At 62.3% G+C, this 12,480-nt stretch carries 10 protein-coding genes and 3 pseudogenes; 6 read left to right on the top strand and 7 right to left on the bottom strand.

Annotation, left to right across the window (positions count from 1 at the left end; translation table 11 throughout):
- Window positions 1-75: 75 nt before the first annotated feature.
- The 7 genes from DRB19_RS02420 to DRB19_RS02390 form a co-directional block, all read right to left on the bottom strand.
- Window positions 76-987, bottom strand: a complete 912-nt coding sequence (locus DRB19_RS02420) for an NAD(P)-dependent oxidoreductase (protein ID WP_114184423.1) — start codon at window positions 985-987, stop codon at window positions 76-78.
- A gap of 91 nt (window positions 988-1,078) precedes the next feature.
- Complete coding sequence (locus DRB19_RS02415) at window positions 1,079-2,338, bottom strand: TRAP transporter large permease (protein ID WP_114184422.1); 1,260 nt, start codon at window positions 2,336-2,338, stop codon at window positions 1,079-1,081.
- Entirely contained in the window at window positions 2,335-2,916 is a 582-nt protein-coding gene (locus DRB19_RS02410; RefSeq protein WP_245439237.1) for a TRAP transporter small permease, read from the bottom strand. The genes DRB19_RS02415 and DRB19_RS02410 overlap by 4 nt, the downstream gene beginning before the upstream one ends.
- Before the next feature lie 4 nt (window positions 2,917-2,920).
- A complete protein-coding gene (locus DRB19_RS02405) occupies window positions 2,921-3,919 on the bottom strand; it encodes a TRAP transporter substrate-binding protein (RefSeq protein ID WP_114184420.1) in 999 nt (332 codons plus the stop codon).
- Between the two features lie 137 nt (window positions 3,920-4,056).
- Window positions 4,057-5,109 (bottom strand): transketolase family protein, encoded by a 1,053-nt coding sequence (locus DRB19_RS02400; protein ID WP_114184419.1) that lies wholly within the window; start codon window positions 5,107-5,109, stop codon window positions 4,057-4,059.
- Window positions 5,106-5,981: a transketolase gene (locus DRB19_RS02395; protein ID WP_114184418.1), complete on the bottom strand. Its 876-nt coding sequence runs from the start codon at window positions 5,979-5,981 to the stop codon at window positions 5,106-5,108. The genes DRB19_RS02400 and DRB19_RS02395 overlap by 4 nt, the downstream gene beginning before the upstream one ends.
- A 54-nt stretch (window positions 5,982-6,035) precedes the next feature.
- Complete coding sequence (locus DRB19_RS02390) at window positions 6,036-6,785, bottom strand: SDR family NAD(P)-dependent oxidoreductase (RefSeq protein ID WP_114184442.1); 750 nt, start codon at window positions 6,783-6,785, stop codon at window positions 6,036-6,038.
- A gap of 123 nt (window positions 6,786-6,908) precedes the next feature.
- On the opposite strand from DRB19_RS02390, the gene DRB19_RS02385 reads away from it, so the two are divergent.
- From DRB19_RS02385 to hmpA, 6 genes and pseudogenes are all read left to right on the top strand, one after another.
- Window positions 6,909-7,841, top strand: a complete 933-nt coding sequence (locus tag DRB19_RS02385; protein WP_114184417.1) for a LysR substrate-binding domain-containing protein — start codon at window positions 6,909-6,911, stop codon at window positions 7,839-7,841.
- Between the two features lie 18 nt (window positions 7,842-7,859).
- Window positions 7,860-8,177 (top strand): annotated as a pseudogene (locus tag DRB19_RS31650) (transketolase); the annotation flags it as partial.
- A 65-nt stretch (window positions 8,178-8,242) separates the two neighbouring features.
- Window positions 8,243-8,688, top strand: a pseudogene (locus DRB19_RS31645) (hypothetical protein).
- 255 nt (window positions 8,689-8,943) lie between these two features.
- A complete protein-coding gene (locus tag DRB19_RS31640) occupies window positions 8,944-9,837 on the top strand; it encodes a transketolase-like TK C-terminal-containing protein (RefSeq protein ID WP_308494256.1) in 894 nt (297 codons plus the stop codon).
- 685 nt (window positions 9,838-10,522) lie between these two features.
- Window positions 10,523-10,827: pseudogene (locus tag DRB19_RS02375) on the top strand (AMP-binding enzyme); the annotation flags it as partial.
- Between the two features lie 392 nt (window positions 10,828-11,219).
- Window positions 11,220-12,434, top strand: a complete 1,215-nt coding sequence (hmpA, locus tag DRB19_RS02370) for an NO-inducible flavohemoprotein (RefSeq protein WP_114184415.1) — start codon at window positions 11,220-11,222, stop codon at window positions 12,432-12,434.
- Window positions 12,435-12,480 lie beyond the last annotated feature (46 nt).

Genomic DNA, 12,480 nt, shown 5'->3' with positions numbered 1-12,480 from the left:
ATTTCTTGACCGTGTCGGGCGTAGCGGCGACGCGAGTCTCCGCTCTGTCGGTTTCGGAGAGAACGGCGATCCGCATCAGGCAACCTTTTGGTTCGCCGGCTCAGGCCGGGGTGCGACACCATTCAGGACAAAGTAGGAGCGGATCACTTGGCTGTCGTCCGCCGCGCCGTCTCCACGTCCGGAGGTCGCAAGGAACATCTGATGGGCTGCCGCGGCCAGAGGGAGCGCCGCCTTCATGTCCCGCCCCGCATCGAGGACGATTCCCAGATCCTTGACGAAGATGTCGACCGCGCTCGTCACCTCCGGCTCAGCCTCGAGCATGCGCGGTCCGCGATCCTTGAGCATCCAGCTCGAGGCTGATGACCCACTCATGATCTCCAGCAGGATCTTGAGATCGACGCCGACTTTGGCGGCGAGCGCGAACGCCTCCGCAACAACGGCAATATGTACGCCACAGAGGAGCTGATTGACGGTCTTGACAATGGCACCCTGACCCGGGCGCTCGCCGACATGGAACACCTTGTCACCGAGCACATCGAAGACGGGTTTCATAGTGTCGAAGGTGTCCCGGATCCCAGCGGCCATGATCGTGAGCGTCCCGGCCTTCGCGCCGGCGACCCCGCCTGATACGGGAGCGTCAATCAATCGCCGGCCCGCCTTGCGCACGCGCTCCTCAATCGCTTCCACGGCCGCAGGAGGGCAGGTAGCCATCAGGGCGACTATCCCATCAGGGCGGAGGGCCTCAAGGGCACCGCCTTCGTACAGCACCGCCTCGGCCTGGGCGGCGTTCACCACCATCAGGATCAAGATATCCGCCCCGGACGCTGCTTCCGCAGCCGTCCCGGCCCGTTTGCCGCCGGCGCTTTCGAGAGCGTCCAGGGCCCTCATGCTCAAGTCATATCCGGTGACCGTGAATTCCTTTGCCAGAAGGTTTATGGCCATGGGCAGTCCCATGGATCCAAGGCCGACGAATGCAACGTGGGTCATGTGTTTTCTCTCCCTTGCGATGATGAGCTGATCAGGTCCAATGGCCAAAACGACGGTGTCCCGCCTGTTCTCAAGCGGGACACCCTCCGGCTTAGTAGAGCGTGAGCGCAGGGATATAACTCATCGCAAGTAGAACCAGCATGGAGACGGCGAGGAAGGGCCAGAGTTCGCGGGTGGTGTCGGCCAGCGACGCTTTCGCGATCGACGAGGAGATGAAGAGCGTGGTTCCGATCGGAGGCGTGTAAAGCCCGATGCCGAGATTGAGCACCATGATAATCCCGAGCTGCACCGGGTCCAGTCCAATTGACGCCGCCAGGGGCACGAAGATCGGCCCCAGAAGCAGGATCGCCGGAGGAAGATCGAGCGGCATGCCCACAATGAGGAGCAGGATGTTCATGGCCAGAATGACCAGCAACGGGTTGCTGATCGTGGCCGAAACCCATTCGGCGAAGCGGGTAGGCACCTCGTCGAAGGTGAGGATCCAGCCGACGACCGCGCTGCCCATGATCACAAGCATGACGACGCCGGTCGCGATGCCGGACTCGATCAGGCTGTGATAGAAGCGCTTCCACGTTAGGTCGCGGTAGAAGAAGGCGCTGAGCGCCAACGCATAGACCACCGCCAGCACCGAGATCTCGGTGGGCGTGGCGATGCCGAAACGCAACCCAAGCAGGATCAGGATCGGCATCAGCAGCGCAGGACCGCTCAGCACCGCGAGCTTCAGGAGTTCCATCCGACTGACGGCAGGATCCTCCGAGTGGATGCCGCGCCGCCGCGCGATGAGGCTGCAAGTCAGGATGAGCCCACCCGCCAGCAGGATCCCGGGCAGAATGCCCGCGGTGAATAGATCGGCGATGCTGACACCGCTGACGAGCGAATAGAGGATGAGTGGGATCGAGGGCGGGATCATGATATCGATGATCGCTGACGTGGCATTGTTGGCCGCGCACAGGCCCGCCGGATACCCCTGCCGCTTCTGCCACGGGATGAGCACCGATCCGAGGGCACTGGCATTGGCGACCGCGCTTCCCGAAACACCGCCGAAGACGACGGAGGCCACGACGGTGGTCGAAAGAGGCCCCCCGCGCCAGCGCTGCATCGCTTTGGTGGCGAAGCCCAGGAGTTTCTCCCCGAGCTTGCCACCGAGCATCAAGCTGCCCGCCATCATGAAGAACGGCAGGGCGAGCATCGGAAAGGACTGCGTCTGCTGATACAATTGCTGCGCAATGATCATCAGCGGCAGCTCTCCCTGCCACGCCAGGGTCACGCCCGAAGCAATGATGAGGGCATGTCCTACAGGAACCGCGAGGAGCATGAGAACTGTAAAGGCGATGATGAGAACGATGCTCATATGCCTGTCTCCTCTGGATCGGGGGTTGGCATGGCTTCAGGTCCAAGCTTGGCGACACGAATCGCAAGGGCGAAAGTCGTTAGGATGACCGCAAGGCAACCGAGAGCGAGCGCGTAGTAGCTGTAGCTGCTGGACAGCCCGAGCACGGGGCTTGTCTCGATGGACACGATATCGGCGACGCCAAGCGCCTCCCATCCAAGGATCGCATAGGAGGCGATGATGATCGCGAAGCCGACGAGCAACATGATGCGTGCACCGTTGCGGTTCAGACGCGCGAGCACCGACTCGACGGCCATGTGGCCGCCCTTTTGCACAGCGAGCGCAACGCCTGCCATGATGAACCAGGGGAAGAGCCGCTCCGGCAGTTCCTGGGCGAAGCGGAACCCACCGCTTTCCATCACGTAACGAGCAACGACGTTTGCCGTCAGCAGGACAAGGAGTGCGAGACCGGTTAGAAGGATCACCGCACGGCATATGAAACCGACCGCGCGGTCGATAATGTCGGCCGCGGAGAGCGCGCCGCCCCCCATGGCCCGTGCTTGCTCTTCGTGGTGGGGCAGGGGGGAGACGCGGGTCATGACGTCAGCCCCGGGCTGTCTTGACGAGCTGGCTGACGAAATCTCCGAAGGGCTTGGCGCGCCAGGTGTCGATGACCTTGGCAGAGGCCTCACGGAAGGCGGCCTTGTCGACCTCGTTGACCGCGAGGTTCGGATTGGCCCGGAACTCGCTGTTGTACTTGGCCTCGTTCTCGGCAAAGAGCTTGCGTTGCAGGTCGCCTGCTTCCTTGGCGGCGGTCTTGATGATCTCCTTGTCAGGGGCAGGCAGTCGGGTCCAGGCGATCTGCGACATCAGGAAGGGCGAGCTCTCCCATTTGTGTCCCGACAGGCTGATGAACTTGTTGACCTCGAAGAGCTTCGAGCTTGCGATGTTGGTGAGCGGGTTCTCCTGCCCATCGACGACACCCTGCTGCAGCGCGATGTAGAGTTCGCCAAAGCTGATCTGCTCGGTCCCGGCTCCGAGCGCCTGGAAGATGTCGATCGTCATCGGATCCGGCGGGGTGCGGATCTTGAGGCCCTTCAAGTCGGCTGGCTTCACGATCGGCCGCTTGCTGTTGGTGATGTGGCGAACGCCATTGTCCCACCAGCCGAGGGGCACCATCTGAACCTTGGCGAAACGCTGAGCGAGCTCCTCGCCGATCGGGCCGTCAAGCACCTTGAAGGCCGCGGAGCTGTCCTCGAACAGGAACGGCAGGCCAAGCGCCGCGAGTTCTGGTATGAGCGCCGAGGTGGAGCCCTGGCTGTTGACCGTCATGCTGACCGCACCGGTCCGCAGGCTCGTGAGCAGCGACTGTTCGTTGCCGAGCTGCTCGGATCCTGCGACGCGAACACTGATATTGCCGCCGGATCTCTCCTTTACCATTTCAGCGAAGCGCTCCGTTGCGATGCTGCGCGGGTTGCCCGGCGCCGCATTGTGGCCAAGGGTGAGATTGGTGGCGGCGCTCGCGCCGCGAGTCAGGGTGAGAATGGCCGGGGCCGAGATGGCGCCGGCGATGAGGGTGCGGCGTGAAATCGAGGTCGTCATGGGCGTTCTCCTGTTCTGGATCCTGCCCGTTGGCCGGGCTTTTTGATCGTTATGAGGGTTGGTGGTCGTTACGATGGGTTACAAGTGGACCGGGCCCTGGACCGCGGAGCGAGCAAGTCGCTCCGCGGTGAGTCGTTCTAAAGCCAGCCTTTGATGCTCTCCGTCATGGCGTTGGTGGAGATGCCGTAACGGTCATGGAGGGTCGGCAGGGCACCCGCATCCAGAAACTCGTCGGGCAAGGCGACTTGGCGGAATGCGGGCGGGATCACGCCGGAGCGCATCAGGAGTCCGGCGACCGCCTCACCCAGGCCGCCGACGATGGTGTGATTTTCCGCCACCACCACCATGCGGCCGGTGCGTGAGGCTTCCTTGAGAATGGTGGCTTCATCCAAGGGCTTGATGGTGGGCACGTGCAGCACGCCCACATCGACCCTGTCTTCGGCAAGCCGTTCGGCCGCCTCGAGCGCCCGCATGGTCATCAGCCCGGACGAGATGATCAGGACATCATTTCCGTCCCGCAGCATCTTGGCCTTTCCGAGCTCGAAGGTGTAGTCGTACTCGTCGAGAACAACAGGCACATTGCCGCGCAGAAGGCGTAGGTAGACTGGGCCACTATGGGCCGCTATGGCCGGAACGACCTGCTCGATCTCATGGGCGTCGCAGGGGTCGATGATGGTGATGTTCGGCATGCCCCGGAAGATCGCAATGTCCTCCGTGGCCTGGTGGCTCGGCCCGTAGCCGGTCGTGAGGCCCGGCAGGGCGCACACAATCTTCACGTTGAGGTTTTCCTCGGCAATGGCCATGCAGATGAAGTCGTATGCTCTTCGGGCAGCAAACACCGCATACGTCGTTGCGAACGGCATGAAGCCTTCCCGTGCCATTCCGGCCGCGGCGCTGATCAGGAGTTGTTCCGCCATGCCCATCTGGTAGAAGCGGTCGGGATGAGCCTTCGCGAAGATGTGCAGGTCCGTGTACTTGGCCAAGTCGGCCGTCAAGCCTACAATCTCGGGCCGCGTCTCGGCCAGAGCCGCAAGTGCATGGCCGAAGGGGGCAGGCTTCGTGCGCTGGTCCGGACCGGCGAGCGAAGCGATCATCGCCGAGGTTGTCAGCCGCGGCTTGTCCGCCGTCCCTTGTCCTCCCTCGCCCTGCTCCCCGAGCCAAGCCGGTCGTACGTATTTCGAGCGCCTCATGATGTCCTCCCGGCGTCAAACAGTTCGAGGGCCTTCTGCCATTCGTGCGGCTCCACCCGCAGGAAGTGGTTGCGTTCACGTTCTTCAAGGAACGGAACACCCTTGGCCATCTTGGTGTCGCAGATGATGATGCGCGGCTTCGGCTCGGTGAGATTGCGGGCCGCGTCGAACGCCGCAACCAGGGCGTCGATGTCATTGCCGTTGACGCGTTGCACGTGCCAGCCGAACGACTCGAAGCGCGCTTCGAGCGGCTCGAAGCCAGTGACCTGAGAGGCCGGGCCGTCCGCCTGCTGGTTGTTGACGTCGACGATGCCGATCAGGTTGTCGAGCTTCCAGTGACTGGCCGACCATGCCCCCTCCCAGACGGAGCCCTCGCCGAGTTCGCCGTCGGAGAACATGCAGTAGACGAACGAGTCCGATTTCTTGCGCTTCAGTCCGAGGCAGAACCCGACCGCGAGGGGCAAGCCATGACCAAGTGATCCGCCCGTGATCTCCATGCCCGGTGTGTAGGCGGCCATGCCTGACATCGGCAGGCGGCTGTCGTCGGAGCCGTAGCTCTCGAGCTCGTCCTCCGGGATGATGCCAGCCTCGATCAGCGCCGCGTATAGAGCGATGGCGTAGTGGCCGATTGACAGGAGGAACCGGTCGCGCCCTTCCCACTCCGGGTCTTCGGGCCGGTAGCGCATGCCATGGAAGTAGGACACTGCTAGGACGTCGGCGATGCCGAGCGCCTGGGCGATGTAGCCTTGGCCTTGTACCTCGCCCATGCGAAGGGCATGGCGACGGATGCGGTAGGCTCGATCCGCCAGGGACACGTTGGATAGGGGAGGCTGTGACGCTGGCTGCACAGCGCCGCTGGTGCTCGTATTCATCAATCTCTCCAGGTTTTGAGAGGGCGCGAGCGGACCGGCGCCCAGGAGGGCCGATCAGTGGATCAGCATGCCGCCGTTCACGTCGATGACGGCGCCGGTGATGTAGGCGGACAGATCAGAGGCGAGGAACAGGTAGGCGCCCGCGACGTCCTCCGCATTGCCGAGCCGGTTGAGTGGGATCCCTTTCAGGATGTCCTGGCGCATCTCGTCGGTGAGCTTGCCGCCGGTGATATCCGTCTGGATCAGACCGGGCGTCACGCAATTGACCCTGATGCCGTCCGGCCCCAGCTCGCGTGCCATGGCCTTTGCTAAACCCAACACGCCGGCCTTCGCGGCCGAGTAGTGCGGGCCGCCAAAGATCCCGCCACCCCGCTGGGCGGAAACAGACGACATGCACGCAATCGAGCCCGTGCGCCGGGAGCGCATGTGCGGAATGAAGGCTTGGCTGAGATAGAGGACGCCGGTGAGGTTGACGTCGACAATGCGGCGCCAGCTCGCCTCGTCGATTTCCATCGTCTTCACGGGCTGCGTGATGCCGGCATTGTTGAGCAGGATGTCGACATGTCCCAGTGCCGTGACGGCTGCATCGGCGGCGCGCTTGCACGAGTCGAGATTGGCCACGTCGCAGCCGAGACCCACATGATCGGGCCCGAGGGTAACGGCGGCCTCCTTGGCGCCTTGCTCGTTGAGGTCGAGAATGGCGACCTTTGCCCCATGCTTGGCGAACAGACGGGCGGTCGCGAACCCGATTCCGCGCGGGCTGGCCGCGCCGGAGATGACGGCAGTCTTGCCTTCCAGCAACATCGTTTCCTCCACGATGAGTTTCAATTTTTGATTGTTCAAATAATTGGAGGAACTATGAATTGCTTCAAAAGCTCGGACAAACGCAAAGTTTACATCACCTGTTGAATCTGATTCACTACATCAATGACACAGGATGTGCCTCTGTCTTTCCTCCGGATTTTCGAGGCTGCCGGCCGTACAGGGTCGTTCCGCGGGGCGGCGGCGGCCCTGAACCTGACGCCAAGTGCGGTCAGCCACGCAATCCGGAAGCTGGAGCAGGTGCTGGGCCTCCCTCTGTTCGAGCGTGACACCCGCCATTCCCACCTGAGCTACGAGGGCGAGGTGCTGATGCGCCACGTCAGCCGGGCTTTCGATGACCTACGGCGTGGCATGGAGGTCGTCTCGACCCGTGGTCCCAAGCTCCTCCGCCTGCATTGCGCGCCAAGCTTTGCAACGCAATGGCTGACACCCCGGCTTGCCGCCTTCCTGAAGCAAAACCCCGGCATAGAGGTTCGACTCGCCGCCGGGACCGACTACACACGGTTCAACTCCGACGAGTTCGATGCAGACATCGTTTATGGTCCTCCCAGGGCGGAAGGGCTGGTGGTCGTGCCTCTCGGTGAGGAGACGATCGCACCCATGTGCACGCCTGATCTTGCGGCGACGATCACCTCGCCGGCGGACCTGTTCAGCCACGTGCTGATCCAGAGCGACAGCAAGCAGATCCAGTGGTCGGACTGGTTCGCTGCCAACGGCTTGGTCGCGCCGCCCCCGAACGGGAGCCGGTTCGATCGCAGCTTCCTGGCCATCGCAGTCGCCGCCCAAGGTCTGGGTGTCGCCCTGGAATCCACGCGCCTTGCAGAGAGGGAGCTTGCATCGGGCCGCTTGGTCATGCCGTTGGAGCAGACATCAACCCCGGTCCGTTATGTCGGGCACAATCTGGTTTTTCCCCGCCATGTTCGGCAACGCCATCCTCTGAGAGCCTTTGCCGAGTGGCTTCTGGCGGAGCTTGGGGTTGATGCACAGATCCCCATCGCCAGGACGGAGGTTGACCCGTCCCGCGCTGCTGGCGACTGACTTGGAGGAAAGTCCGTCATGACCTTGATCGATCCACGCACGATGGCAAATGCGGTCCGTTTCCTGTCGATCGATGCGATCGAGCGGGTAGGAGAGGGACATCCCGGAACTCCATTGGGCGCAGCGGATACGATGACCGCCCTGTTCACGCGTCACCTCAAGTTCAATCCGCAGGACCCATTGTGGTTCGACCGAGACCGGTTTGTGCAGTCGAGCGGGCACGGATCGATGCTGCTTTATTCGCTCCTTCACCTGAGCGGCTACGAGAAGATCACCATCGATGAGATCAAGCGCTTCCGCGAGCTCGGCTCTCGCTGCGAAGGGCATCCCGAGCTCGATCCGACCTGCGGCATTGAAATCACCACGGGCCCTCTCGGCCAAGGCATTGCTAACGCGCGGGTATGGCGCTTGCCAAGGCTTTCCTGGGCAAGTGGCTCGGACGGGATATCGCCGATCACTACACCTATCCCCTCGTTGGGGATGGTTGCCTCCAGGAAGGCGTGGGGCAGGAGGTCATATCGCTGGCCGGACACCTGCGCCTTGGAAAGCTCGTTTCCCTCTGGGACAACAACCGGATGACGGATGATGGGGCCATCGAGCTGGCCCTGAGCGACGATATACTTGCACCTTCCGCCTCAGCGGATGGCACGTTCAGGAGGTTGATGGCCACGACGTGGAGGCAGTGTCGGCGGCAATCCTGCTAGCACGGAAAGACCCGCGTCCATCGATGATCTGCTGCACGACGATCATCGGCCGTGGACTGCCTCAAGTGGAAGGAACGCGAGCGGCGCACAGCGCCCGCATCCGTAAGGAGCAGGCCGAGGCGGCCAGACAGTATCTTGGCTAGCCGCATGCCCCCATCGAGATTCCCGACGAGATCTTGGCCGCCTGGCGAGCAGCGGGTCGACGGAGCCTGCCCGAGTACGATGCGTGGCAGAGCCGGCTCAAGGCTCTAGCTCCGTAAAAGCGCCGCCTCCTTGATCGGCTCGGAGCTGGACGCCTGCCGGATGTATGGGACGAGCCACTGCGGGCGTTCCGCGGGCGAGCCGCGCGGGAACAGTCGGCCGAGTCCGGCATCACGCTGTCCGGCGACATCGTCGACATGCTGGCCGAGGCGATTCCAGAACTGATCTCGGGCGCACCCGATCTGGAAAGGGCGACCAAGCACAAGCGCCAACTCGCACCATTCACAGCTTCAGACCACGGCGGCCGCTATGTCCACTACGGAATTCGCGAGCACGCCATGGGCGCGATGCAGAACGGAATGGCGGCCCATGCCGGCGTCGTACCGATTGGTGTGACCTACCTCGTGTTTTCCGATTACCTGCGACCGACGTTGCGGCTCGCCGCCATGATGAAGCTGCCGGTTCCGTTCGTGTTCAGTCACGACTCCATCGGCATCGGCCGGAACGGGCCCACGCATCAGCCGGTGGAATACTTGGCATCGTTGCGGGCGATTCCCAACATGCTCGTCCTTCGCCTGGCGGATGCCGTGGAAGCGGCCGAGTGCTGGGAGATCGCTCTCGGCAACTGGACCGGACCGTCGTCCCTCATCTTCGCCCGCCAACCTCTGGAGCCGGTGCGTACCGATGGCTCGGGAGAGAACCGATCACGCCGTGGCGCCTACGTGCTGTCGGAAGCCAAAGACGGGACTCGCCAGGTGACAATTCTGGCGACGGGGTCCGAGGTCGGCATTGCGGTCGAGGCCCGCAGGCGACCGGAGGCCGGCGGGATCGCGACGGCGGTGGTCTCCATGCCGTCCTGGGAACTGTTCGAGGCCCAGGACGGGGACTATCGCGGGGAGGTCTTCAGCAAGGGAACTGTGCGGGTCGCGGTGGAGGCCGCCGTCCGCCTGGGATGGGACCGGTACATCGGTGAGGACGGTGGCTTCGTCGGAATGAGCGGCCTTGGCGCCTCGGGAGCCGAAACCGATCTGTTTGAACATTTCGGTATCACGGCAGGGAAGGTCGTGGAGGAGGTCCGGAAACGGCTCTAGGGCCCGTCGTCTTGAACCTCGCGTCATTAGTCCGAGCTGCCCGCATTCCAAACCGGGCCCGTCCGGTCGGCGGGCTCGGATCCGGTGAACGAACGCCGTCAGTAGTGGTAAACGCCACCTTTGGAGTTGGCCCGAGCGCGCGCGGCACGGATCTCGCCCGTACGAACCAGGGTAATCCAGATTTCGCGGCCGACGCGTTTCAGGAGAGTGATCAACATGGGTGACGGGCCTATTTCTTGTACACTGCGATAAGACTTATTTAGTATGTCCAGAGCGCGCATCAACGGGAATCGCGCCTTTCAGCCATGCACTGAAACCATGGCACGGATGCTGCCTAAACTGGACGCAGGGCGTCGGGAAACACGAAGCAGTCATCCAGTCCTATGCAGCACCTCGCGAGAGGATCCCAAGAAACTTGTCTGCAAGATCGACAAGACGTGGTCTTGTCGGAAATGCCACACGCAGACTGGGAATGTCGTTAATGGGATCGTCCGGCCGTGCTCCTGCCCCGCTTGTTCGTAAACTGTGGGGCTTCGCGCTACGTAAGGAGCACGTCCCATGTCACGGTGTTCTTCTTCCGCTGCGATCGCCACTCTGGGCATCGATCTGGGCAAGAACACGTTCCATCTTGTCGGTCCTCATCGCCCTAAGAGCTGTGCTATAGGAATTCAGGCCAAGGGAGTTGATCAACCCAAGGGAGTTGATCAACGAGAACGACGCCATTCCGGGCCTGTTCGAAAGTGTTGTGATTGCGTCCCGCACAGGGATCTCGGCGAGGGCGTCACTGCGGTTGTGGCCCGCCCAAAGGAGGCGGCGGTCGACGAGCAGTCGATTCTTGCGGCGCTCGATGGCCGCTTGACCAAGTTTAAGCTGCCCAAGCGTGTGGTCTTCGTCGATGATCTGCCGCGCAATACCATGGGTAAGGTTCAGAAGAACGTGCTGCGTGAGAAGTTCGCCGACCTGTACACTCCGCCGGCGCGGGCCTCCTAGATCGCGGCGGACAAAATCCAAGGTGGACACACAGAAAAATCGTGAGCTGCGTCCCAGGTTTCCTAGCTGATCCTGATCTTATCCAAATGCCAAAAGTCTCTAGCGTTTCTCGAAACTAACGCTTAGGTCTACCCGCCCAGTCTAAGCAGACGTTCTGAACGGGCAGGGAATATCTCAGTCTGATCCACCGCGTACCTTTGAGGGGCACCCGAAGGCATGCGGCCGATAGCGATCAGGAAAATCCCTTAGGGACATGATCTGAATTTCAGGCAGTCATTCGATGCCATAGCTGTCGTTCATTCTCGGGGATGGGCCACGATGCGGATCGCTTGACACCAATGTCTGCCGCTTCGGCGATCATCCCATCCACAACGCCGCGTGAAGGATGATTCATGCCCACCTCGCTCAGTGATACGACCGTTCATCTTGTCAAGGCCACTGTTCCGGCCATCCGGGAGCATGGGCTAGCGATCACCCGGCGCATGTACGAGCGCATGTTCCGGAACGAGGAGATCCGCAATCTCTTCAACCAGTCGCATCACGGTGAGACCGGATCACAGCCCAAGGCTCTTGCCACTGCGGTGCTCGCCTATGCCCAGAACATTGACAACCTCGGCGCCCTCGCGCCGGCCGTCGAACGCATCGCGCAGAAGCATGTCGGGCTCAACATCCTGCCCGAGCACTATCCGCATGTCGCCGAAGCGCTGCTCGGCGCGATCAAGGATGTACTCGGTGACGCTGCCACGGACGAGATACTGGCTGCCTGGGGCGAGGTTTACTGGTTCCTGGCCCATGTTCTGATCGGGCGCGAGAAGGCGATCTACACCAGCCTGGCGTCGGCACCCGGCGGCTGGAACGGTTGGCGCAACTTCCGCATCGAGAGCAAGCAGCAGGAAAGCGAGCTCATCACCTCTTTCGTGCTGCGACCAAAGGACGATCAGCCCGTCCTGCGCCACCAACCGGGCCAGTACCTGACTTTCTGGATCGAGGTTCCGGGCCAGCACCCGCTCAAGCGCAACTACAGCATTTCCAGCGCGCCCAATGACGAGAGCTATCGGATTTCCGTGAAGCGGGAGCCGCAGGGCATTGCCTCCAACTGGCTTCACGACCAGGCCGCGGTTGGGCAGATGGTGAAGGTGGCTCCGCCCGCGGGCGAGTTCTTCCTCAACGAGGAGTCGCCTCGCCCGGTCGTCCTCCTGAGCGGTGGGGTGGGCTTGACGCCGATGATGAGCATGCTGGAGACGATTGCCGCCCGTTATCCCAACAAGCCTACTCACTACGTGCATGGCACGTTGAACGGCGCGACCCACGCCATGAGGGAGCGGGTCCGCTCCCTGACCGAGGCATACCCGAACATCGAAGCGACTACCTTCTACGTTGAACCGCGACCTGAGGATCGCCTTGGGCACGACTACGATCACGAGGGCCTTATTACGATGGAATGGTTGCAGGCCAACACTCCACTGATCGAGGCCGGCTACTATCTGTGCGGCCCACGGCCGTTCTTGAGAGCATTCGTGAGTGGATTCGCTCTGGCCGGCGTTCGGTCGAACCGCATCCATTATGAATTCTTCGGACCCGCCGACGAGATCCTCTCGGCCGCCTGAAGTGGTTTGGTGCCTGCCTTTCGGGTGCCAAACGTTGAACGGGCTT

Origin of the sequence: Microvirga aerophila, from assembly GCF_003332305.1 — a bacterium.
Taxonomy (GTDB): Bacteria; Pseudomonadota; Alphaproteobacteria; order Rhizobiales; family Beijerinckiaceae; genus Microvirga; species Microvirga aerophila.
This window is presented reverse-complemented; position numbering and strand designations above follow the sequence as displayed.

What these genes read in the sequence shown, in the direction of transcription:
- DRB19_RS02420 (WP_114184423.1), bottom strand. Translation starts at nt 987, where the DNA reads ATGACCCACGTTGCATTCGTCGGCCTTGGATCCATGGGACTGCCCATG.
- DRB19_RS02415 (WP_114184422.1), bottom strand. Translation starts at nt 2,338, where the DNA reads ATGAGCATCGTTCTCATCATCGCCTTTACAGTTCTCATGCTCCTCGCG.
- DRB19_RS02410 (WP_245439237.1), bottom strand. Translation starts at nt 2,916, where the DNA reads ATGACCCGCGTCTCCCCCCTGCCCCACCACGAAGAGCAAGCACGGGCC.
- DRB19_RS02405 (WP_114184420.1), bottom strand. Translation starts at nt 3,919, where the DNA reads ATGACGACCTCGATTTCACGCCGCACCCTCATCGCCGGCGCCATCTCG.
- DRB19_RS02400 (WP_114184419.1), bottom strand. Translation starts at nt 5,109, where the DNA reads ATGAGGCGCTCGAAATACGTACGACCGGCTTGGCTCGGGGAGCAGGGC.
- DRB19_RS02395 (WP_114184418.1), bottom strand. Translation starts at nt 5,981, where the DNA reads ATGAATACGAGCACCAGCGGCGCTGTGCAGCCAGCGTCACAGCCTCCC.
- DRB19_RS02390 (WP_114184442.1), bottom strand. Translation starts at nt 6,785, where the DNA reads ATGTTGCTGGAAGGCAAGACTGCCGTCATCTCCGGCGCGGCCAGCCCG.
- DRB19_RS02385 (WP_114184417.1), top strand. Translation starts at nt 6,909, where the DNA reads ATGACACAGGATGTGCCTCTGTCTTTCCTCCGGATTTTCGAGGCTGCC.
- DRB19_RS31640 (WP_308494256.1), top strand. Translation starts at nt 8,944, where the DNA reads ATGCTGGCCGAGGCGATTCCAGAACTGATCTCGGGCGCACCCGATCTG.
- hmpA (WP_114184415.1), top strand. Translation starts at nt 11,220, where the DNA reads ATGCCCACCTCGCTCAGTGATACGACCGTTCATCTTGTCAAGGCCACT.